Raw genomic sequence first — 21,349 nt, forward strand, 5'->3', positions numbered from 1 at the left:
GTCGACTGGAAATTTGCCAAGCCGAAAGAAAATACGAACATGACGATCAGCAGGACGAAATAAGGCGTGGATGCAGAGCGCCGCATCTGCTGGAAAATGTTTTCCCGTTTTGTCAGTGAATTTTAATGGTCGGACGGACATGGCAAGGCGATGAGCGAGATGACAGGCCGCTATGAGGGCGACGGCCGTGGCGCCAGGATCAAACTCTCCGATAAGAGAGCAAGAGTGACTCTTGCTGGCGCGGCGCGCTCCACGGGGGTGGAACGCCGCCGCTTCCCGGTCACCCAAAAGGGGCCGGGGCCGTTCATTGTTTTCTCAGCGTTTTGCTGTTCAGTTTTCAAGGTTCACTGCTTGAAGCTGCCTCGTAAGGCGACTCCCCTATCTTATCATTGCCTCTGAAGATGAGTCAACCCTCATTTCCATTCAGCCGGCCGATTCGTTTCAGCTTGATTTCTTCCGTTCCGAAGCGACGCTATTTATCATATCGAATTGGCCAGCGAGTGTCAATATAAAAACTAAAAAACTTCCGCCCGGTAAGCGGAAGTTTTCAAATAGCCGGGTTCATTCCTTCGGAGCGGCGAAATAATAACGGTGGCAGATCGCTTCGCTTTTCGTCGGCATATTTTTCGTAGCGATCAGTTTCTTGCTGATCAGGAATTCGATGAACACTTCCAGATCAGAAGAATAATTTCGGAGCTCCTCTTCTTCGTGAAGTTCTTGTATCGTCCACAGTTCCTGCTCAGCCATCACCTCCCGGATATGCATCGCGCCATCCTCCGTACGCGAATGGATTAAATGCTCTCCGGCCAGGAACAAGAGCTCCAGCCGTTTGTCGATCGGCTCTTCGCTAGTGACCATTTCCTCGTATAACTTATAGACTTGCGGCTCCATCTGTTTTACTTGCGCCCAAATGGTCACTTCCGGCGGAAGCCCATTTTTTATGACCGCCATCCGTGCCAGATGATGAAGAGACTCTACGACATGGTGGTAAGCATCCAGGTGATTGCGTTCCTCGAAAAAAACTTTCCCTTCTAAGTATCGACGGATCAGCCGGGCAAACTCGATGCCCATCTTTATTTTCCGGCCGTAAAATGGAAAATCCCGAAGTTCCGTCCGGAGATCCGAGACGTATTCATTGCGATCATATATAATCCGGCCATGCATGAGCCAGTCGACTACTTTCCTGTTCGTGCCGAGCAACAGCCATTTTCTGAGCTGTCTGGCCGTGATGGTATGCAAGACCGCTTTTTTATCCTCATACGTATAGTGCTTTGTGTAAACAGAAGGCACTTGTTCTTTCGTGATAATCAGCAGAACGTTATCGAATGTATCAGTCAGAGGACTGAGTTCATCCTGTTTGCCGATCAGCAGAATCCCCAGTGTGCTTTCCTGGCTGGCACGCTCCTGATATATCGGCCGCAGCACTTGTTCCATACTCCTCACTCCTTCCGTGTAAAAGATTCGACACATCTTTTCCTGATTCCTGCTGAACTGGACATTCCCTCTTTTGAATCTTCTCCTGACTGTAGTATGATGTTTTGAGGGAGGCAGAAACATGAAACCTTACAAAAATAAAATCAACCGGATCCGATCCTTCGCTCTGGCGCTTGTCTTCATCGGTTTTATTGTAATGTACGCCGGAATTTTCTTTAAGGATCATCCGGCTGTCATGCTGATCTTCATGCTGCTGGGTGTACTGGCGATCCTTGGCAGTACAGGGGTGTACGCTTGGATCGGGATGGTTTCGATGAGAGCAGTGCCAGTCATCTGTCCGAACTGCGGAAAGCAGACGAAAGTGCTCGGGCGCGTGGATATGTGCATGCACTGCAATGAACCGCTGACGATGGACCGTTCGTTGGAAGGAAAAGAATTCGACGAGGATTTCAATAAAAATTCCAATGCGTGACAGAAGAGGGCCGAAATGGCTCTTTTTTTATTGTCCGAGGTAGAGGTATATGAAGCATCCGTTACGGCACTCGGCGCGTTTGCGGAAACACTTGGGATCCCGGGAGTCATCATTCTCCCGATTGCGTCAGGTGATACAGCTTCCCGGAGCGCCAGAATGATTATTGCAGATTACTTGAACATCGCACAGCGCAAGATCGGCGCACGCTTATGGATTGCGATTCCGATGTCTATAATCTCCAGTGTTCTGACACAGATCGATTCCAGCTTGCTTTGGTGATATTTTTATTGGGCAGACCAATCACTGCCATGATCGCACTCAGATCGGCGCTATGTACTTGACCATCCAAAGAAAAAATTCCTGGATCGCAGCAGTACCGGCTACCTTCATTACGATAGCTGCGCTCACCTATATCCTGAATGCCCAAATCGGCTTCGGTCTTTCTTTGGACACTGCTTACATCGGCGGCGCCATCATCACCGGATTGGCCATCATTTCTTTCTTTTGGGGCCTCAGTCGAAAATTTTCCGCAGATGAAAATGGGAAAAAACCGATTATTCTCGATGACGGACTCGGTAAGGCACCGGCTCAGCAATAAAACCGGTTCCCGACAGCGATCTGGAATATTCATGAATAGGTAGATTAAAATCCCATTAATGGTATACAAAAAACGAGCGTGATGACACGCTCGTTTTTATTGTGCTTTCGCTCGGTTGCCGCCTGATGAACAGGCTGAACACGTTCCATATACTTCCATCCGGTGGGATTCCACTTCGAAACCGGTGACATGGGAAGCGAGCTGTTCCACTTCATCAAGTCCGGGATAGTGGAAATCAACAATTTTCCCGCAGTCATTACAAATGATATGGTAATGGTCATGGGTAATGAAATCAAAACGGCTGGATGAATCACCGTATGTCAATTCTTTTACAAGCCCCGCTTCCCGGAAGACTCTCAAATTATTATAGACAGTCGCTACGCTCATATTCGGAAAGGTCTTTTCCAATGCGCGGTATATTTCATCGGCTGTCGGATGGGACATGGAATGGATCAAGTATTCCAATATTGCATGCCGCTGCGGTGTAATCCGCACGCCTGATGATTTCAGCGTATTCAGCGCATCCCGCAATTGCGTTTCAGACACCGCTCTGCACCTCACTTCACGAAAAATCTCTAGTTTATAATCGTTATAAACAGTTTAGCTGAGAAAAGCGAGCAGTGTCAAGAAATTAACAGGAAGGCGCTCAAGCATGCAGGCCTTGCTCCGGGTATTTTAGTCGGAGGTTTACAAATCGCGCCGCGACGAAAAGAAAATCAGAAAGACGATTCAAGTACGCGAGGACCTCCGGCTGGACATCTTCCCCGATTGCCGCTGCCGCTCTTTCTGCCCGGCGGACAACCGTCCGGGCAACATGAAGACCGGCACCGGCCGGATGACCTCCAGGAAGGATGAAATTCTTCAGCGGTTCAAGCTTCTCATCGTAAAGATCGATCCACTCCTCCAGCTTCTTCGTATCTTCTGCGGTCAGCTTCCATTTAACCTCTTTTCCTTTCGGAGTGGCAAGTTCAGCACCGACATGGAACAGGGCTGTCTGGATCTCATGGAAAGTCTTCAGAAGTTCGTCCTTTCCCTCGAATGGACTGTCCGTCAGCTGCGCCAATGCAGCCCCGATTACAGAATTCGCTTCATCGCAAGTTCCGTAAGCTTCCACCAGCGGGTCATTCTTTGGAACTCGAGATCCGTATACAAGGGACGTTGTTCCTCTGTCACCGGTTTTCGTATAAATTTTCATGATCAGTAACCCCTTTCAAGGTTAATAAGATTCGTGAAATCGGTTTGACCGTTAAGAAACTTTCGCAGATTCGGAATGAAAATATCGATGGACCGCTCTACATATTTGGATGAATGACTCGATACATGAGGGGAGACGACCACATTCTCCATCGTCCAGAACGCATGGTCCGCAGGCAACGGTTCAGTTTCGAAAACATCGAGGACAGCGGCGCCGATTTCCCCTTCCTTCAGAGCACGCACTAATATTTCATCGGAAACAAGATCTCCGCGGCCGAAATTCATGAAGACAGCCGTCTCTTTCATGGATTGGAAATGGCTGTCCGTCAGCATGTGCCGGGTCTCTTCAGTACTCGGCAAGACTGAAATGACCGCATCCGCCTCTGGAAGTACCGTTTTCAGCTCCGTGAAAGGCACCGTTTCATTCATATACGGTGCCGGGCGGCCGGACCGGTTACAGCCGATTGTTCTCACCCCGAACGCTTGGAGGAGCCGCCCGATTTCACTTCCGATCGCTCCCGGCCCCAGAATGACAGCCGTTGTGCCGGCAAGTTCCGATGACCTGACTTTCCGGTTCCATTCCTTATCACGCTGCTGGCTGTACAGCTGAGGAAGCGACCTCTTCAGCGCGAGAAGGTGCGCCAATACGGATTCACTCATTGGCGTTTTATGGATTCCGCGCACATTCGACACAATGATCCCTCTGCTCAGGATTTCTTGAGCAGGCAGTTTCTCGACACCCGCACTCGCCACCACGATCCACTTGAGCCGGTCTGCTATCCGGATATCCGCCGCTTCGATATCTTCCCCGTATGTAACAATGATATCTGCATCATTTATACGCGTTTTATCATGGTATGTAAAACTGAACGAAACTTCCGGAAACGCTTCTGTCAGCCTGTTCTGCTGCTTTTCTTTCGGCAGAAACGTAAACAGTACATTCACCATTCCGACCCTCTCATCCTGCCTGCACCGTCCGAAGTGTATCCAGCACTTCCCGGATATGATCCTGCACTTTTACTTTTCGCCACACCTTCTGCACTTTTCCTTCTTTATCAATCAAAAATGTGGAGCGTTCGATCCCCATGAATTTTTTGCCGTACATGTTCTTCTCCACCCAGACACCGTATTCCTCAGCCACTTCATGATCCTCGTCCGACAGAAGCGAAAAGGGCAATCCGTACTTTGCAATGAATTTTTGGTGGTCGCCGATTGCATCCGGGCTCACCCCTAAAATGACAGCATCCGACTCAGAGAATTCTGCTGCTGCATCACGGAAATCGCAAGCTTCCGTCGTACAGCCAGGGGTCATATCCTTCGGGTAAAAATAAAGAATGACATACTTTTTTCCAGTGAAATCCGAAAGCGCCACCTGCTCGCCCGATTCATTCTTCAGTGAAAATCCCGGTGCTTTTTGTCCTTCCGTCACCATCTTCCTCCACTCCCTTCTTGATAATCCAATCGTACCGGACTCCTGGAGTTCTTTCAATTTCTTTGGCGTCCTGCCTGCATTTTGTCTAAAATAGGACATGAACGCAAGTTAGGAGGAAAACAGATGGAACACAGCAAGTCCGAGCAACTACATAACAAAGCACTTGAACATATTGTCGGCGGTGTCAACAGCCCTTCCCGCTCTTACAAAGCTGTAGGGGGCGGAACTCCGATTGCGATGAAACGTGCAGAAGGGGCTTATTTCTACGACGTGGATGACAACCGCTATATCGATTACCTGGCGGCTTACGGACCGATCATTACCGGCCATGCCCATCCCCATATCACAAAAGCTATCGCCGAAGCGGCGGCGGACGGTATTCTGTACGGCACCCCCACTCCTTATGAAGTGACCTTCGCAGAAATGCTGAAGGATGCGATTCCGGGCATGGACAAAGTCAGATTCGTCAATAGCGGAACCGAAGCGGTCATGACCACCATCCGTGTCGCCCGCGCGTATACAGGCCGCTCAAAGATCCTCAAATTTGCCGGTTGCTACCATGGCCATTCAGACCTGGTGCTTGTTGCTGCAGGATCAGGCCCCGCTACGCTCGGCACTCCGGACTCCGCGGGTGTACCACCGTCGATTGCTGAAGAAGTGATCACCATACCGTTCAATGATCCTGGCGCATACGAGACTGCCTTGGAAAAATGGGGGGATGAGATCGCTTGTGTGCTCGTTGAACCGATTGTCGGCAACTTCGGTATTGTGGAACCGAAAGAGGGCTTCCTGGAAGCTGTGCATCGTGCGGCAGAAATTCAAGGTGCGCTTGTGATTTATGATGAAGTGATTACGGCTTTCCGCTTCCATTACGGCGGAGCCCAAGATCTGCTCGGCTTCACACCGGACTTGACGGCACTTGGCAAAATTATCGGCGGCGGGCTCCCGATCGGCGCATATGGCGGGAAGCGGGAGATCATGGACACAGTCGCACCTTTAGGCCCTGCCTATCAGGCGGGTACTATGGCGGGAAACCCGGCATCCATCCGTGCAGGCATTGCTTGCCTGGAAGTCCTTAAGCGGGAAGGCGTATATGAAGAAATGGACCGCCTTGGCGGCCTTCTTGAAAAAGGGATCGCTGAAGCGGCTGCTGAAGCCGGCGTGACTATCACCATCAATCGTCTGGGTGGCGCCTTGACCTTATACTTCACCGATGTGAAAGTGGAGAATTATGAACAAGCAGAAGCGACGGACGGCGAACAATTTGCCCGATTCTTCCGGCTTATGCTCAGCGAAGGCATCAATTTGGCCCCTTCAAAGTATGAGGCTTGGTTTTTGACGACCGCCCATACAGAAGAAGACATCCGAACAACCCTTCAGGCTGTAAGGCGATCTTTTCAGCGATTAACCGCGTGAATGATCGAAAGGAGGTATGGGAGCAATGAAATTCGGCGCACGGGTCATTAAAACAGGCATCGCGGTGACGCTTGCTTTATATGTGGCGGACTTACTGAATCTCCCAGCCCCTTTTTTCGCGGGCATCACCGCAATTTTCGCCCTGCAGCCATCCATTTACCGGTCATTCCAGACGGTGATCGAACAAATCTATTCCAATATTATCGGAGCCATCATCGCGGTCATTTTCGCACTCACTTTAGGCATCAACCACTTTACTGTCGGTCTTGCCATTGTGATTACAATCATCGTCATGCTTAAACTCAAAATCGACAAAACGATTCCGCTCGTTCTGGTGACCATCATTGCAGTTACAGGGGCGAGTGAAGATAATTTCCTGCAGCTCGCTTTTCTCCGCCTGATCACGGTGCTGGTCGGAGTTATGTCTTCTTTCATTATCAACCTTATCTTTTTGCCGCCGAAGTATGAAACGCGGCTCTTCAGTTCAATCAATGATGTGAGCCAGGACATCATCCGCTGGGTCCGGACATCCGTTCAGCACACTTCGACTCACACGGCGCTGAAGAAGGATATCGACCGCCTGTCTGATCAGCTGGTCAAAGTGGACCAGTGGTATTCATTCTACAAAGACGAACGGAGCTATACACAAAAACAGCGTTATGCAAAGGCGCGGAAGCTTGTGCTGTATCGGCAGATGATCACGGCCACAAAGAAAAGCCTCGAAATGTTGAAGCGGCTTCACTATTACGAGAATGAACTCATGCAGCTGCCTGAGCATTTCCATCTGATGATTGAAGACCGGCTGGAAAGCCTTGCTTCTTTTGAAGAACGTCTCCATATGAAATATGTAGGGAAAATACGGCCCGAAAGCGGCGATATGTCGGATAAGGACGCTCATTTAAGACGCCAGGAAGTGATGGATGTCTTCGTGAAAGAGATCGGCATCGCCCAGACGGAAGAAGAGCAGTTTTCTTCTTATCACCTGCTGCATGTCCTATCCGCCATCCTGGATTACGAGGAACAGCTTGAACACCTCGACCTGCTTATCGATTCCTATCACAACTACCACAGTGAGGAAATAGAGGACAATTTAGCAGAAACGTTATAAACGAGTAAAAAGCCCGGAAGCTCTCGCTTCCGGGCTTTTGTTGGTTTTAAGATTTCATCCGCGGATCCAATGCATCTCGCAGTCCGTCTCCCATAAGGTTAAACCCGAGGACAGTCAGCATGATTGCCAGACCCGGGAAAATCATCGTCCACGGGGCTGTCGTCAAGTACGTCCTGGCATCCGCGAGCATTTTCCCCCACTCCGGTGCTGGAGCCTGCGCGCCAAGACCCAAAAAGCCGAGCGCAGCCGCTTCAATGATGGCAGTGGCAACAGCTAGCGTCCCTTGCACAATGACCGGTGCCATGGAATTCGGTAGAATATGCGAAAACAGAATCCGCGCATTTTTCATACCGATCGCCCTGGCCGCTGTGATGTACTCATCTTCCTTAATACTGAGGACTTTTGACCGGATAAGCCGGCCGAAGTTCGGTACGTTGATGATCGCAATGGCGATCAAAGCATTCCGGAGAGACGGTCCAAGGACCGCTACTACAGCGATGGCAAGGAGAATGCTCGGGAATGCGAGCATGATATCGAAAATCCGTGAAATGATGGTATCCACCCAGCGGCCATAATAGCCGGCGAGAATGCCCAGTATACTTCCGATGACCGCGGAAGCGATTACAGCTAAAAACCCGACGGTCAATGAAATCCGCGCTCCATAGACAATACGGGATAAGATATCCCGACCGAAGTCATCTGTTCCGAACCAATACTCAGCAGAAGGAGGCAGGAGCCGTTCTCCAAGCTTCTGGTCATTGATGCCTTCCGGTACAAGGAATGGACCGACAATCGCCATGGCGATGAAAAACAGGACGATTCCCATTCCGACCAGCGCGATTTTACTTTTGCGGAATCCCCGCCACGCTTCCACCCATGGGCCAGGAACTTTTTCTGATTGTGCTTTCTTGTTGTCAATTGCTTCAGCCAACGTCTTCCCCTCCTTCTTAATCGTATTTGATCCGCGGGTCGACGAAGCTGTACAGCAAGTCGACGAACAGATTAATCATGACAAATATGAAAGCCACGACAAGTATGCCTGACTGGATGACCGGATAATCCCGGAATCCGATGGCATCATAAATATAGCGTCCGATGCCCGGCCAGCCGAAAATCGTCTCTGTCAGAATCGCTCCGCCCAGGAGCAATCCCATTTGAAGACCGATAATGGTCAGGACCGGAATGATGGCATTTTTAAGCGCATGTTTGTACACGACCAGGAACATTTTCATCCCTTTAGCGCGGGCTGTCCGGATATAGTCAGAACGCATGACTTCCAGCATGCTGGAACGTGTCATCCGGGCAATGATGGCCATCGGAATCGTCGCAAGTGCGGTACCCGGCAGGATCAAGTGCCTGAACACGACAGCGAGCTGATCAAAATTCCCTTGAATAATGGTATCAATCACATAGAAATGCGTAATCGGATCCACTGGATCCCGCACATTCTCACGCCCTGTTGTCGGAAGAACGCCCAGTTCGATTGAAAAAATCCATTGATTCATCAGACCGAGCCAGAAGATCGGCATGGAAACGCCGACAAGAGCCAGCACCATTGCAGTGTAGTCGAACCAGGAATTCTGGAACCAAGCCGAGATGATGCCGGCGTTGACTCCCACAATGATAGCAATGATAATAGCAAAAACAGACAGTTCGATTGTCGCTGCTAAATAAGGCCAGATTTCATCCGCGACCGGCGTGCTAGTCCGAAGCGATTCTCCAAGATCTCCTGTGAATAATCCTGTCAAATATTCAAAGTATTGGATATACCACGGATCATCCAGACCAAGCTGTTCCCGAAGAGCTCTGACCGCGTCCTCCGTCGCCTGCTGCCCTAGAATAACTTGTGCCGGATCACCGGGAATCGCCCGAATGATCAGGAAAACGATAAACGTCATCCCAAGCAGGACTGGAATCAGCTGCAGCAGGCGTCTCCCTGCATAATTCAGCATCGTCTTCACCTCTCAATTTTGTTGCGTTATGTAAATTGAATTCATAAAAAACAGGGGAGAAATCACACTGACTTCTCCCCCGAAAAATCATTCGAATGCTACATTTTCCAGCTTATCAGAGCCAGTTGGGTGCGGTGTGTATCCAGTGATATCCGCATCACCGGCGATAAGCGGTGTCGAGTGTGCAAGCGGGACAAGCGGCACGTCCTCGTGGATGATTTCCTGAGCCCGTTTGTAAAGTTCTGCACGCTTCGCTTCATCTGTTTCAGTCTGTGCTTCAATCAGGATGTCGTGCAGTTCATCATTCGAGTAGCGCGTGTAGTTATTCGAACCGATGTTATCCTTATCAAGAAGGACATACAGGAAGTTGTCAGCGTCTCCGTTATCACCGGTCCAGCCAAGGAGGAATGCGTCCGCTTCTCCATTTTGAGCTTTTTCGAGATACGTCGCCCACTCATAAGAAACGATTTCAGCTTCGACGCCTACATCAGCCAAATTGGCTTGGATCGCTTCAGCCACTTTCTGGCCGTCCGGCATGTATGGACGCGGTACAGGCATTGCCCAAAGCTCCATCTCGAAACCATCCGGGTAGCCGGCCTGTGCCAGCAGTTCACGTGCTTTTTCAGGGTTGTAGCTGTAATCTTCGATTTCATCATTATATCCTGCGATAACCGGTGGCAACGGATTCTTTGCAGTTTCCGCATACCCTTGGAAGAAAGCATCAACGATGGCTTGTTTGTCGATTGCATATGCCAGCGCCCGGCGGACAAGCGGATCATCGAATGGCTCACGTGTTGTGGTGAAGCCGAGGTAACCGACGTTCATGGACGGGCGTTCCCATAGCTGGAGATCCGGGTTGTCGGCAATCGTTTGGGCATCTGCCGGGTTGATACCATCAGCCAGATCGATTTCACCGGACAGCAAGGCATTCAGACGAGCCGAGTTATCCGGAATTGCGCGGAAAATGATGCTTTCCAGGTTCGGCAGTCCTTCCTGCCAATAATCTTCAAAACGTTCGATCGTCACGGTGTCATTGCGCTGCCATTCCACAAACTGGAACGGACCAGTGCCGACCGGATTGCTTCCGAATTCTTCACCGAATTCTTCAAAAGCTGCTGGTGAAGCGATGCCGAACGGGCTCATCGCCAAGTTTTTCAGGAATGGAGCGGATGGCCGCTTCAACTGGAACTCGACCGTGTAATCATCCACAGCGGTTACAGATTCGATGATATGACCTTCCTCATCACCAAATCCGCCGAACATGGACCCGTAATACGGGAATTCATCTGGACCGCCTGCCGCCCATCGTTCGAAGTTTGCAACGACTGCTTCTGCGTTGAATTCGGTTCCATCGTGGAACAATACGCCTTCACGAAGATCGAAGGTATAAGTCAAACCGTCTTCGGAAATTTCCCAAGACTCTGCAAGTCCCATGTTTTCAGGAACGACTTCCGTGTCCTGCTCTCCGAAATTAACCAATGTTTCAAAAATGTTCTTTGTGACTTTGAATGATTCACCGTCCGTCGCACCGATCGGGTCGAGCGTTACTGAATCTCCCCCACGGCCGAAGATCAATGTATCCTGTACTTCTTCTTCGCCGGCTTCGCCTTCCGCTTCACCTTCAGCAGCTTCTTCCGAAGAGCAGGCAGCCAGAACAGTCACCAGCGCGAGCAGCAGCATCAGCGCAAAGGACCACAGCTTCTTCTTACTCAAATTGACCCCTCCTGTTTTCTTCTTTTATTATCATTGCGGCCTGGACTCCTCATAGAGGTGGCAGGCAGCATAATGACCGTCTTCAATTTCCGCGAATTTCGGAATGACCTTTTCACAGATGTCCATCTTGTAAGGGCATCTTGTATGGAAACGGCAGCCCGATGGCGGATTTGCGGGGCTTGGAATATCCCCTTCAATCACGACCTGTTCCCTTTCAAAATCGGGATCAGGTACCGGTACCGCAGACAAAAGAGCCTGCGTATACGGGTGGAGCGGTTTTTCATACAGCTTTTCGCTGTTCGCCAGCTCAGCCATGTTGCCGAGATACATGACCCCAACCCGGTCGCTGATGTGGCGGACCACGCCAAGATCGTGTGCGATGAAAATGTACGTCAATTTCAGCGTCTTCTGGAGTTCCTGCATCAAATTCAGAACTTGCGCCTGAATGGATACATCAAGCGCCGATACCGGCTCATCCGCAATGATGAGCTTCGGATTCGTCATCAGTGCACGGGCGATTCCGATGCGCTGGCGCTGCCCGCCGGAGAACTGATGCGGATAGCGTTTGGCGTGATAACTGCTCAGCCCGACCGTCTCAAGGAGCTCGTACACTTTCTTTTTCCGGTCTTTCGGATCGCCGATGTTGTGGACATTGAGCGGCTCCATCAGGATTTTCTCCACTGTATGGCGCGGATTCAAAGAAGCATACGGATCCTGGAACACCATCTGGATGTCCCGGCGCATCTTCCTCATTTCCTCTTTTGTGATGCCGGTCAGCTCTTTGCCGTTGAAATACACTTTGCCTTCCGTCGGTTCGAGCAGCCGCATAAGCAGACGGCCTGTCGTCGACTTCCCGCAGCCCGATTCACCGACGATCCCAAGCGTTTCGCCCTCATTCACGAAAAAGGAGATATCATCGACCGCTTTAACATGTCCGCTGACCCGGCCGAATACGCCCGAGTGGACCGGGAAATATTTTTTTAACCCTTCAACTTTCAACAGTGGTTCTGTCACGCGAGTCTACCTCCTTCGGATCGTATAGGAAACAGCGAGTTTGGTGATCCGAAGCCGTTTCATACAGTGGCGGTGTTTCTTCCACGCAGCGGTCCCAGGCATGCTCACAGCGCGGCGCAAAAGGACAGCCGGTTTTAATGGAGCCCGGCTTCGGCACGTTGCCCGGAATCGAGTAGAGCGCATCCTTTTTGAAACGCATGTCCGGCACAGAAGCAAGAAGCCCCCGTGTGTATGGATGCTGCGGATCTTTAAAGATCGTATCGACCGGTCCTTCCTCCACGACTTTTCCTGAATACATGACAACAACCCGCTGACACGTTTCTGCTACAACACCCAAGTCGTGTGTAATCAGAATGACAGCGGTACCAAGCCGTTCGTTCAGCTCGCCCATCAGTTTTAAAATTTGCGCCTGTATGGTTACATCAAGCGCGGTTGTCGGCTCGTCAGCAATCAGAAGTTTCGGTTCACACAGAAGCGCCATGGCGATCATCACACGCTGGCGCATACCTCCCGAAAGCTGATGGGGATATTCATTCATCAGTTCTTCCGCCCGCGGAAGGCCGACCAGCTGCATCATTTCGACTGCTCTTGCATGTGCCTGTCTTTTCGACCAGTCTTTTCGGTGGACAAGAATCGCTTCTTTCAGCTGATTCCCGATTTTGAATAGCGGATTCAGCGAAGTCATCGGTTCCTGGAAAATCATCGCGATGTCATTCCCTCTTATATCCCGCATTTCCTTCTCCGAAAACTTCGTCAAGTCCCTATTCTGGAATAAAATCTCCCCCCCGGTAATCTTGCCGGGAGGACTGGGCACCAGCCCCATCACCGATAATGAAGTCACGCTTTTTCCGCAGCCGGATTCACCTACAATCCCGAGAACTTCGCCTTCCCTGACATGGAAATCTACGTTGTTCACCGCGGGAATTTCACCGTCATCCGTGAAAAAGGAAGTTTTAAGTCCTTTTACATCCAGCACTTTCGGCCGTTCTGTCATGCCGCTTCCCCCTTCCACTCTCTCTTCAAACAAAAATTTTATATGTGTCATATTATACAGAGAATTGATATTGTTTCAATAGTTTTCTCGAAATACCCAGAAGGAATGCAAAAACCAGAAAAAAAGACCCCCCGGCAATGGGGAGTCTTACTCATTCCGCGCTCAGCTGCTGCACTTGGAACAAATCGAAATAAGCGCCTTTTTTTGCCATCAGTTCGGCATGTGTCCCCTGTTCGGCGACATGACCGCGGCTGATGACGAATATTTGGTCGGCGTGCGTAATGGTAGACAGTCGGTGGGCGACGATCAGTGTGGTCCGATCACGGGCCAGCCGCTCCAGCGAATCCTGGATAAGGGCTTCGCTCTCGAGGTCGAGTGCCGACGTCGCTTCATCCAAAATCAGGATCGGCGGATTCTTCAGGAAAACGCGCGCAATCGCCACCCGCTGCTTCTGTCCTCCCGAAAGCTTCACTCCGCGCTCTCCGACTTTCGTCTCATAGCCTTCGGGCAGCTCTTCAATGAAATCGTGCGCGTTGGCCGCCTTTGCAGCTGCCATTACTTCTTCGTCGGTCGCATCCGGTTTACCCATCAGAATATTGGACTTGACAGATTCACTGAACAGGATCGAATCCTGGAGCACGATTCCGATCTGATCCCTGAGGGAAGATGTCGTCACGTTACGGATATCCTGTCCATCGAGCAGGATCTCCCCTTCGGTCACATCATAAAAACGGGGGATCAGGGAGATGATGGTCGATTTTCCGCCCCCGCTCATTCCCACGAATGCAATAGTCTGGCCTGGCCTTACTTCAAAATCAAGTTTTTCAAGTACATCCGTACCCTTTTCGTCGTACCGGAAAGAGACATCCCGGAACTGAAGACGCCCTTTTACCGGTCCCAGTGCTTGGGCATCGGGATGGTCTTTCACATCATACGGCTCATCAATCAGCTCGAAAACACGGTCCATTGAAGCAATCGATTGGACAAGAGTGGTAGAGGAATTGACAAGCCGGCGAAGGGGACTGTAAAGCCGCTCGATGTAGGCGACGAACGCCACCATCGTACCGATCGTCAGACCGCCGGTTATGACCTGATAACCGGCATATCCGATGACAAGCAGCGGCGCGACGTCCGTAATGGTATTGACAGCCGCGAAAGCTTTCGCATTCCATTTCGTATGATCGATCGCCCGTTCCAGGAATTTATCGTTCGCGCCGTCAAAAATCCGCTGTTCCGAGTCTTCCAGAGCGAAGCTTTTGATGATACTCATCCCCTGGACCCGTTCGTGCAAGTAGCTCTGAACTCCCGCCAGCGCTTCAGAACGCCGCCGGGTCAGCTCTCGAAGGCGCCCGAAAAAGTACTTTACACTGAAGGCGTAGAACGGGAAAGCCAGCAGTGTCACAATCGTCAGCCCCACATCCAGTGTCAGCATGATCCCTACAGCGATCAGGATCGTGGCCAGATCCAGCCAGACATTCATCAGACCGATCATGACAAAATTTTTCGTCTGTTCCACATCGTTGATGACCCGTGATATCACTTCTCCCGCCCGGGTGTTCGAGTAGTATTTGAGGCTCAGCCGCTGCAGGTGCCCATACATTTCCTGCCGGATATCATAAAGGATTTTATTGCTCACATACTGGGCATAGTACTGACGGAAATACTCGATTGGCGGACGGAACACGAAAAACAGGACGGACGTCCCGCCAAGCCACCAAAAAAGCTGTTCCAATTTTTCCCGATCCGACAGAGCTTCCGCGCCGATGATATCGTCGATGACGATTTTGATCAGCAGCGGGATAAAAAGCGGAATCGCGAATTTCAGGACTCCGATGATGAGTGTCAGGCCGATCTGCCAGTAATACGGTCTGACAAAACGCATATAGCGTTTCATCACATTCATTATTTACTTCTCCTTCCATACAAAACGAAAAACCTGTTGACAGTGCAACAGGTTTTCCGTCACTCACGAATCCGGTACCGCTTATGGAACTGATACCGGTTTGTCCAAACTTCGATAAAATCCGGTGCAAATGGCCCTTTTTTCTGCTGAATCCAGCCGATCAGCTTATCGACATTCCGGTACAGAATCTGATCGATCACTTCCGGATACCCCATCTGCCGCTTATGGTCCTCGAATTCGTCTTCATCAAGGAGCGTATAGGACATGTCCGGGAAAACCTTCACATCCAAATCGTAATCAATGTACTTCAGTACGTTATTGCTGTAGACGAAAGGGGAACTGATATTGCAATAGTAGTAAACACCGTCATCCCGCAGCATGCAGATGATGTTGAACCAGTGTTCTGCGTGGAAATAGACGATCGACGGTTCTCTCGTAAGCCAAGTCCTGCCATCGGACTCGGTCACAAGCGTTCGTTCATTTCCGCCGATGACGATATTCCGTGTCCCTTTCAGTACAGTTGTCTCCTGCCAGACGCGGTGGATTCGACCATTGTGCTTGTAGCTGTGGATTTGTATCGATTCTCCTTCTGAAGGTACTTCGATCATGTGACAGCCCACCTTTTCATCCACACACTATTCATTTGCCTGCTGGTCGTGCAGTTTACAAATATAGTATACGTCATACACAACTTATCATAATTCGTGTATGCCCTGCAACGGCCTCACATCAGCACAGATCGCCCGCCGTCGACAATGATGGTCTGCCCGCGGATCATATCCGCCTTGTCGGACACTAAAAACAGCGCAGCATTCACCATATCGCCGATTTCGACCATCCGGCCGGCCGGCGTTTGCTTCCGTGCATCTTCAAGGAGCTCTTCCCGGTTCGGAAAGTGCTTCAGTGCATCCGTATCCAGTGCTCCGCCGGAAACCGTATTGACAGCGATTCCTTTCGGCGCCAGTTCGACCGCCAAATACCGGGTGATTGATTCCACAGCGGCTTTCGATACGCCGATTGTGGTGTAATTCTCAAGATACCGGATAGAACCGAGCGATGAAATCCCGATGATTTTACCGCCTTTATCCATCAGTTTCGCCGCTTCCTGGGCACCGAACAGCATTGCTTTAGCGTTGATGTTCATTGTCCAGTCCCAATGGGATTCCTCCAGTTCCATGACAGGACGAAGGACGCCCGAAGCGGCATTCGAGATGAACACATCCAGACGCCCGAATTCTTCTCTCACCGTTTCGAACATTCCCCGGAGCTTTTCCACGTCACCGACGTTCGCGCGGACGAGCAGCGCTCTCCGTCCGAGCGCTTCGATCTCCTTCACCGTTTCCTGTGCGGCCGATTTGCTCCGCGCATAATTCACAGCTATATCGTACCCTTCCTCTGCGAGCGCAATGGCCAGCGCTTTTCCAAGCCCGCGGCTGCTCCCGGTCACGAGAGCCACTTTCTGTTCCGTCATTCGAGTACCCCTTTCGCTTTCATCGCTTCGATCATTTTTTTTACCGGATTTGCCATCGGAAGCCGATCCATCTCCTGCGCGCTGAACCAGTCCATGCCGGCTGGCGCCTGAATGGCCCTTCCCTTCATAACGAATCCTTCCACTTCCCATGTTATATGAGAAAAGACATGTTTGAAAGAAATTATACGCTCCGCCTGATCAGGTATCCCTCCTAATCGCTGCATGACTTCAGTTTCGGCATCTGCCGGAAGGATGCTTTTTTCTCTTTCGAACATCGGAAACTGCCACATCCCGCCCAGCAGGCCGCCGTTCGGGCGTTTCTCCAGCAAGAATTTCCCTTGCTGTTCAATCGCCATCATGGCGTACGGAGCAATCCGGTTTTTCTTCGCTTTCGTTTTAACAGGCAATTCATTCTGGACTCCTTCATGAAACCCGGCACAGTGATCCCTGACCGGACAGAGCAGGCACTTTGGTGAAGAAGGGGTGCAAATGATGGCTCCCAGTTCCATCAGTCCCTGATTGAATGAAGAAGGGTCTTCCTCGCTGATCAGCCGGGTCACGGCTTCTTCGAACCGTTTACGCGTCTTTGGCTTCGCGATGTCATCCTTGATTAAAAGAATCCGTGACAGCACCCGCATGACGTTGCCATCGACGGCATGTTCAGGGATTCCGTAAGCGATGCTGAGGACCGCCCCTGCGGTATAAGGACCGACACCTTTCAGCCTTGAAATCTCATTCCGGCTGTCCGGCACACGACCGTCATACTTTTCCGCAACTTCCCGAACCCCCGCCTGGAGGTTGCGCACCCGTGAATAGTAGCCCAGGCCTTCCCAGGCTTTCAGCAATTCCTGTTCTTCCGCTTCAGCCAGCGATTCAAGGGTCGGGAACCGCTCCAAAAAGCGTTCATAAAATGGTATGACCGTGTCGACGCGGGTCTGCTGGAGCATGATTTCCGAGACCCATATCCGGTATGGGTCTGCCGTCCGCCGCCACGGAAGATCCCGTTTCTCTTCTTTGTACCATCCAATCAAATCCTGCTGGAATTTCCGAATATCCATTTTGCTGCTGTTTCCTCCTGTCGGCCGGTTATCCGCTTCGGATTCCGGGTATAGTCTGATATAGTCTTTATTAAGTGAGGGGGCTGATGAATTGGATACAGGGACGCATATCGTCATGGGCATTGCGCTCGGCGGGCTTGCGATGGCTGATCCGGTCGTAGCGGCCCATCCTGCAACTTCGACAGCCGTTATGGCAGGAACGATCATCGGCTCACAAGCCCCTGACATCGATACCGTGCTTAAACTGCGCAACAATGCGATTTACATACGCCATCATCGCGGCGCGACCCATTCCATCCCGGCAGTGCTGGTATGGCCGCTGCTCATTTCTGGCGTCATTTACCTGTTCGCTCCGGAAGTGAATCTGTTTCACTTGTGGCTCTGGACTTTTCTGGCTGTTTTCATCCACGTATTCGTCGATATATTCAATTCGTATGGAACCCAGGCACTCAGGCCGTTTTCCGAGAAGTGGGTGGCGCTGGGCGTCATCAATACATTCGATCCGATTATTTTTGCGTTTCATGTGGTCGCGCTGGCTGTGTGGTTTTTCGGTGCCGATCCGGTCTGGACCATCTCGATTCTCTATATGGTGGTCGCCGCCTATTACATTCTCCGTTTCGCTGTCCAGCGTTCTGTGCGCCATGCAGTGAAAAATACGATACCGGCAGCCAATGAGATCATCATCGCTCCGACGATGCGCTTTTTCCAGTGGCGGGTGGCGGCCGTGTCAAAAGATCATTACTATGTCGCCCGCGCGTATGGACGGTCGATCACGATCTATGATAAGTTCCATAAAAAACCGATTCCGCAGTCACCTCTGGTAGAGGCGGCCATTGAAGACCACAACTTAGCCGCATTCCTCTCCTTCTCTCCGATTTATCGCTGGGAGATCAGGAAATTCGAAGATCAATATGAGGTGCGCCTGATCGACTTACGGTACCGGAGCAAGGATTACTACCCATTTGTCGCTGTGGCGACATTGAATGATGAATACGAAGTGATCAGTTCGTATACAGGCTGGATTTTCAGTGAAGACAAGCTGAAAAAGAAACTGGATCCGCTGACCGACTGATTCTTAAAACATTCCTGTACCGAATTGAATAAGGTTGAATAAGCCAGTGAAAAACGCACACAGGACCGTGTGCGTTTTTCTTATCCCTTTTTAATGCCGATCGTTCAGCAGGTGGGCATATTTCGGATTCGTCGCCGCGAATTCATGGAGCCGGCTGCCGTAGCTGGCAATCCACTGACGGACGATTTTCTCTGCGGCATGGAATCCTCTGTAATCATAACCGGCTTTCGCATAGGAGGATTCGAAATCCGACACGAGCAGCTCAATCCAGATGCGCGCTTTTTCAGGCGGCAAGTCCGGATTGACCGCCATCAGTTCCTTCGTCAGTTCATTGATCTTCGTTTCCACTGCGGATCACTTCCCTTCCTTCAGCGGGCGGAGCATCGAAATCGGCAGCGCTTCAGTGTGCTTTTCACCGCCAAGGCGGTACCCCCACGCAAAACGGCCTTTCAAGTAATCAACTTGGAAATACGTATCCGGATCCCCTTCGATCCGGTACATCTCCCCTTTTTTGATATCTTCCGGATCCACCAGATAAGAGGCAGCCAAGATCGCTTTCCGCTCATACACCGCAAACTCATTCAATATACCGAGCTGTTCAGCTTTTCTTGCTTTTTCCCGAAGCCGCGCAATTTCGCTTTGAAGCTCATATTCGTTCATGTCCCGGTAGTTCTTTTCCTGTTCAGTCATTTTCGTTCTCCTTTTTATCCAAGTACTGGCTGATGACATCACCCGGGAAACCTTTTTGATAAAGCCCTTGCCTCACTTTGAGTTTCAAGTCGCTTCCCGTAAGTTTCCGGCTGTGTTTATCCCATAATTTATCCCCTTGTTTCATCGCAAGTTCCATCCATTCGTCATCTTCTTTCTCGAGGTCAAGTGCTTCGATGACGGGACTGATGATCGAATAGGAAAAACCCTTCCTCAAAAGGGCATCGTTTATTTTCTGCCGGATCTGAGCCGGCGTCTTGCCGGATTCGCGCTTGGCGATTTTTCCCGCGAGAGCCCCTGCCGTCTTCAGCTGTTCTTCCTCTGTGTACTCCCCGAGCACTTCCTGTGTGACCGCTTTGTCGACGCCTTTCTGTCTGAGATCTTGCTGAATGGCTCTCGGACCTTTTTTAGCGGTCCGCACTTGGGTGTTCAAAAGGGCTTCCGAGAATGCTTTATCGTCAAGAAAATTCAGCTTGTACAGCTTTTTAACAGCTTCGTCGACAACTGCATCGCCGTATTCGGCATCCCTCAGTTTTTTCCGGACTTCCCCTTCCGACCGCATCCGGAAGCTTAAGTATGTCAGTGCTTTATTGAAAGCTTTCGAGACTTGATCATCGAACACCATTTCTTCGATCGTCCACTGATCCAGTTCTTTGCCTTTCGTCAGCCCATAGCGGACAAGGATCGCTTCATCGACGCCAAACGCGAATTTTTCATCCAAAAAAATGTTAAACCGTTCTTTATTGTTTTTTTGCTGAGAAATTTTCGTGATGATCGGCACGCCCTGCACCCCGTTTCTTTCATATTATAACACCTTGGTCCGGCAAGCCTGTCCTTTCATGATGCCAGCACGGCTTATACCGCTGCATGTTTCTGCCCGCTATGGGGTATGATAGTCATAATTGGAGGGATGACGATGAAAGTAGCGATTACCGGCGGCACCGGCTTCCTCGGTCAGGAACTCGCACTGCTGCTCCGAGAACGCGGAGATACCGTTTATATTTTAACAAGAAATCCTAAAAACAGATATGATATTGGCTGGCTTCGGCCAGGTGATAATCCCGGGAAACCGCTCGAGGGGGTAGATGCCATCATCAACCTTGCCGGCTCCTCGATCAATGACGGCCGCTGGGGCAAAAAGCAGCAGCGGGAGATCTACAGAAGCCGGATGGAAGCGACCCAGGAAGTGCTCCGGATAATCGGAACGCTCGATAAACCGCCCCGCGTGCTGGTCAATGCGAGTGCGGTCGGCATCTATCCGGCTTCTGAAACCGCAACGTACACAGAAGAATCAACTGAACGGGCCAATGATTTCCTTGCCCGGACCGTCATTGAATGGGAACAGCTTGCCGCCAAAGCCGCATTACATGGCACACGGACGGCGATGGCCCGGTTCGGGGTTATGATCGGAAAAGGGGACGGCGCACTTCCGCTCATGTCTTTACCTTATAAGCTTTTTGTCGGCGGTACAGTCGGAAGCGGAAGACAATGGCTTTCCTGGGTGCATGTCCATGACGCTGCACGGGCCGTCCTTTTTGCAATTGACAGCGAAAAGATCCGGGGACCATTCAATGTCACTGCTCCGCACCCAAGCCGGATGCGCCAATTCGGAAAAGAGCTTGGCAATGCCTTGAACCGGCCGCATTGGCTGCCTGTACCGTCCGCCGCGCTCAAACTGGCTCTCGGGGACAAGAGCAGGCTGGTCCTCGAGGGGCAGCGGGTAGTGCCCGCCCTCCTGCTGCGGGAAGGCTTCGAGTTCCGTTTCCCCGATCTCAGTCTGGCACTCCGGGATATTTACTCCTGAACGGCA

24 protein-coding genes are annotated in these 21,349 nt (G+C 50.9%); 7 read left to right on the plus strand and 17 right to left on the minus strand.

Going from position 1 to position 21,349, the window contains the following annotated elements; translation table 11 throughout:
• Positions 1-561 precede the first annotated feature (561 nt).
• Entirely contained in the window at positions 562-1,434 is an 873-nt protein-coding gene (locus CCE92_RS11865; RefSeq protein ID WP_088008149.1) for a nucleotidyltransferase-like protein, read from the minus strand.
• Positions 1,435-1,555: 121 nt separating this feature from the next.
• On the opposite strand from CCE92_RS11865, the gene CCE92_RS11870 reads away from it, so the two are divergent.
• Genes CCE92_RS11870 through CCE92_RS11880 form a run of 3 tightly spaced genes read left to right on the plus strand, consistent with a single transcriptional unit; the run spans position 1,556 to position 2,504 of the window.
• The gene (locus CCE92_RS11870; protein WP_088008151.1) at positions 1,556-1,906 is read left to right on the plus strand and encodes a YgzB family protein; all 351 of its coding nucleotides are present in this window, start codon (positions 1,556-1,558) and stop codon (positions 1,904-1,906) included.
• Positions 1,907-1,921: 15 nt separating this feature from the next.
• Positions 1,922-2,185 (plus strand): hypothetical protein, encoded by a 264-nt coding sequence (locus CCE92_RS11875; RefSeq protein WP_088008152.1) that lies wholly within the window; start codon positions 1,922-1,924, stop codon positions 2,183-2,185.
• Positions 2,186-2,243: 58 nt separating this feature from the next.
• Complete coding sequence (locus tag CCE92_RS11880) at positions 2,244-2,504, plus strand: hypothetical protein (RefSeq protein WP_088008154.1); 261 nt, start codon at positions 2,244-2,246, stop codon at positions 2,502-2,504.
• A gap of 96 nt (positions 2,505-2,600) precedes the next feature.
• Here the strand turns inward: CCE92_RS11880 and perR are convergent, their stop codons facing one another.
• The 4 genes from perR to bcp form a co-directional block, all read right to left on the minus strand.
• Positions 2,601-3,050, minus strand: a complete 450-nt coding sequence (gene perR, locus CCE92_RS11885; protein ID WP_088008156.1) for a peroxide-responsive transcriptional repressor PerR — start codon at positions 3,048-3,050, stop codon at positions 2,601-2,603.
• Positions 3,051-3,150: 100 nt separating this feature from the next.
• Positions 3,151-3,699 carry a cob(I)yrinic acid a,c-diamide adenosyltransferase gene (locus CCE92_RS11890; protein ID WP_088008158.1) on the minus strand — a complete coding sequence of 183 codons (549 nt, stop codon included), beginning with the start codon at positions 3,697-3,699 and terminating at the stop codon, positions 3,151-3,153.
• 2 nt (positions 3,700-3,701) lie between these two features.
• Positions 3,702-4,643, minus strand: a complete 942-nt coding sequence (locus tag CCE92_RS11895) for a D-2-hydroxyacid dehydrogenase (protein ID WP_088008247.1) — start codon at positions 4,641-4,643, stop codon at positions 3,702-3,704.
• A gap of 13 nt (positions 4,644-4,656) precedes the next feature.
• Positions 4,657-5,130, minus strand: a complete 474-nt coding sequence (gene bcp, locus CCE92_RS11900; protein ID WP_088008160.1) for a thioredoxin-dependent thiol peroxidase — start codon at positions 5,128-5,130, stop codon at positions 4,657-4,659.
• A 123-nt stretch (positions 5,131-5,253) separates the two neighbouring features.
• Between bcp and CCE92_RS11905 the strand changes: the two genes are divergently transcribed.
• Complete coding sequence (locus CCE92_RS11905; protein ID WP_088008162.1) at positions 5,254-6,546, plus strand: glutamate-1-semialdehyde 2,1-aminomutase; 1,293 nt, start codon at positions 5,254-5,256, stop codon at positions 6,544-6,546.
• Positions 6,547-6,571: 25 nt separating this feature from the next.
• Positions 6,572-7,654: an FUSC family protein gene (locus CCE92_RS11910; RefSeq protein WP_088008164.1), complete on the plus strand. Its 1,083-nt coding sequence runs from the start codon at positions 6,572-6,574 to the stop codon at positions 7,652-7,654.
• Between the two features lie 46 nt (positions 7,655-7,700).
• On the opposite strand, the gene nikC is transcribed toward CCE92_RS11910, so the two are convergent.
• The 9 genes from nikC to mutY form a co-directional block, all read right to left on the minus strand.
• Positions 7,701-8,585: a nickel transporter permease gene (nikC, locus tag CCE92_RS11915; RefSeq protein WP_088008166.1), complete on the minus strand. Its 885-nt coding sequence runs from the start codon at positions 8,583-8,585 to the stop codon at positions 7,701-7,703.
• 16 nt (positions 8,586-8,601) lie between these two features.
• Positions 8,602-9,606 carry an ABC transporter permease gene (locus tag CCE92_RS11920; protein WP_088008169.1) on the minus strand — a complete coding sequence of 335 codons (1,005 nt, stop codon included), beginning with the start codon at positions 9,604-9,606 and terminating at the stop codon, positions 8,602-8,604.
• Between the two features lie 87 nt (positions 9,607-9,693).
• On the minus strand, positions 9,694-11,319 hold the full coding sequence (locus CCE92_RS11925) for an ABC transporter substrate-binding protein (protein WP_088008171.1): 1,626 nt from the start codon (positions 11,317-11,319) through the stop codon (positions 9,694-9,696).
• Between the two features lie 30 nt (positions 11,320-11,349).
• Positions 11,350-12,333 (minus strand): ABC transporter ATP-binding protein, encoded by a 984-nt coding sequence (locus tag CCE92_RS11930; RefSeq protein ID WP_088008173.1) that lies wholly within the window; start codon positions 12,331-12,333, stop codon positions 11,350-11,352.
• Positions 12,308-13,327, minus strand: coding sequence for an ABC transporter ATP-binding protein (locus CCE92_RS11935; RefSeq protein WP_088008175.1), 1,020 nt, complete (start codon positions 13,325-13,327; stop codon positions 12,308-12,310). Before CCE92_RS11935 ends, CCE92_RS11930 begins: the two co-directional genes overlap by 26 nt.
• Positions 13,328-13,478: 151 nt before the next feature.
• Entirely contained in the window at positions 13,479-15,230 is a 1,752-nt protein-coding gene (locus CCE92_RS11940; protein WP_088008177.1) for an ABC transporter ATP-binding protein, read from the minus strand.
• Positions 15,231-15,289: 59 nt separating this feature from the next.
• Positions 15,290-15,835, minus strand: coding sequence for a nucleoside tri-diphosphate phosphatase (ntdP, locus tag CCE92_RS11945; RefSeq protein ID WP_088008248.1), 546 nt, complete (start codon positions 15,833-15,835; stop codon positions 15,290-15,292).
• Between the two features lie 119 nt (positions 15,836-15,954).
• Positions 15,955-16,701, minus strand: a complete 747-nt coding sequence (gene fabL / locus CCE92_RS11950; protein ID WP_088008179.1) for an enoyl-[acyl-carrier-protein] reductase FabL — start codon at positions 16,699-16,701, stop codon at positions 15,955-15,957.
• Entirely contained in the window at positions 16,698-17,759 is a 1,062-nt protein-coding gene (gene mutY / locus CCE92_RS11955; RefSeq protein ID WP_088008181.1) for an A/G-specific adenine glycosylase, read from the minus strand. The genes fabL and mutY overlap by 4 nt, the downstream gene beginning before the upstream one ends.
• A gap of 91 nt (positions 17,760-17,850) precedes the next feature.
• Here mutY and CCE92_RS11960 point away from each other — a divergent pair, with 91 nt between their 5' ends.
• Positions 17,851-18,831, plus strand: coding sequence for a metal-dependent hydrolase (locus CCE92_RS11960; RefSeq protein ID WP_088008183.1), 981 nt, complete (start codon positions 17,851-17,853; stop codon positions 18,829-18,831).
• A 90-nt stretch (positions 18,832-18,921) separates the two neighbouring features.
• Here the strand turns inward: CCE92_RS11960 and CCE92_RS11965 are convergent, their stop codons facing one another.
• The 3 genes from CCE92_RS11965 to recX are packed head-to-tail and all read right to left on the minus strand — an operon-like array spanning position 18,922 to position 20,320.
• Entirely contained in the window at positions 18,922-19,179 is a 258-nt protein-coding gene (locus CCE92_RS11965; RefSeq protein ID WP_088008185.1) for a YfhJ family protein, read from the minus strand.
• 6 nt (positions 19,180-19,185) lie between these two features.
• Entirely contained in the window at positions 19,186-19,521 is a 336-nt protein-coding gene (locus tag CCE92_RS11970) for a YfhH family protein (protein WP_088008187.1), read from the minus strand.
• Positions 19,514-20,320 (minus strand): recombination regulator RecX, encoded by an 807-nt coding sequence (gene recX, locus CCE92_RS11975; RefSeq protein ID WP_088008249.1) that lies wholly within the window; start codon positions 20,318-20,320, stop codon positions 19,514-19,516. The genes CCE92_RS11970 and recX overlap by 8 nt, the downstream gene beginning before the upstream one ends.
• A 135-nt stretch (positions 20,321-20,455) precedes the next feature.
• On the opposite strand from recX, the gene CCE92_RS11980 reads away from it, so the two are divergent.
• Positions 20,456-21,343, plus strand: a complete 888-nt coding sequence (locus CCE92_RS11980) for a TIGR01777 family oxidoreductase (protein WP_088008189.1) — start codon at positions 20,456-20,458, stop codon at positions 21,341-21,343.
• Positions 21,344-21,349: the final 6 nt, after the last annotated feature.

It is taken from the genome of Indiicoccus explosivorum (assembly GCF_002167005.1).
GTDB lineage: Bacteria > Bacillota > Bacilli > Bacillales_A > Planococcaceae > Indiicoccus > Indiicoccus explosivorum.

What these genes read in the sequence shown, in the direction of transcription:
- CCE92_RS11905 (WP_088008162.1), top strand. Translation starts at nt 5,254, where the DNA reads ATGGAACACAGCAAGTCCGAGCAACTACATAACAAAGCACTTGAACAT.
- CCE92_RS11970 (WP_088008187.1), bottom strand. Translation starts at nt 19,521, where the DNA reads ATGACTGAACAGGAAAAGAACTACCGGGACATGAACGAATATGAGCTT.
- CCE92_RS11865 (WP_088008149.1), bottom strand. Translation starts at nt 1,434, where the DNA reads ATGGAACAAGTGCTGCGGCCGATATATCAGGAGCGTGCCAGCCAGGAA.
- CCE92_RS11875 (WP_088008152.1), top strand. Translation starts at nt 1,922, where the DNA reads ATGGCTCTTTTTTTATTGTCCGAGGTAGAGGTATATGAAGCATCCGTT.
- bcp (WP_088008160.1), bottom strand. Translation starts at nt 5,130, where the DNA reads ATGGTGACGGAAGGACAAAAAGCACCGGGATTTTCACTGAAGAATGAA.
- mutY (WP_088008181.1), bottom strand. Translation starts at nt 17,759, where the DNA reads ATGGATATTCGGAAATTCCAGCAGGATTTGATTGGATGGTACAAAGAA.
- CCE92_RS11940 (WP_088008177.1), bottom strand. Translation starts at nt 15,230, where the DNA reads ATGAATGTGATGAAACGCTATATGCGTTTTGTCAGACCGTATTACTGG.
- CCE92_RS11910 (WP_088008164.1), top strand. Translation starts at nt 6,572, where the DNA reads ATGAAATTCGGCGCACGGGTCATTAAAACAGGCATCGCGGTGACGCTT.
- fabL (WP_088008179.1), bottom strand. Translation starts at nt 16,701, where the DNA reads ATGACGGAACAGAAAGTGGCTCTCGTGACCGGGAGCAGCCGCGGGCTT.
- CCE92_RS11935 (WP_088008175.1), bottom strand. Translation starts at nt 13,327, where the DNA reads ATGACAGAACGGCCGAAAGTGCTGGATGTAAAAGGACTTAAAACTTCC.
- CCE92_RS11920 (WP_088008169.1), bottom strand. Translation starts at nt 9,606, where the DNA reads ATGCTGAATTATGCAGGGAGACGCCTGCTGCAGCTGATTCCAGTCCTG.
- CCE92_RS11890 (WP_088008158.1), bottom strand. Translation starts at nt 3,699, where the DNA reads ATGAAAATTTATACGAAAACCGGTGACAGAGGAACAACGTCCCTTGTA.
- CCE92_RS11870 (WP_088008151.1), top strand. Translation starts at nt 1,556, where the DNA reads ATGAAACCTTACAAAAATAAAATCAACCGGATCCGATCCTTCGCTCTG.
- CCE92_RS11980 (WP_088008189.1), top strand. Translation starts at nt 20,456, where the DNA reads ATGAAAGTAGCGATTACCGGCGGCACCGGCTTCCTCGGTCAGGAACTC.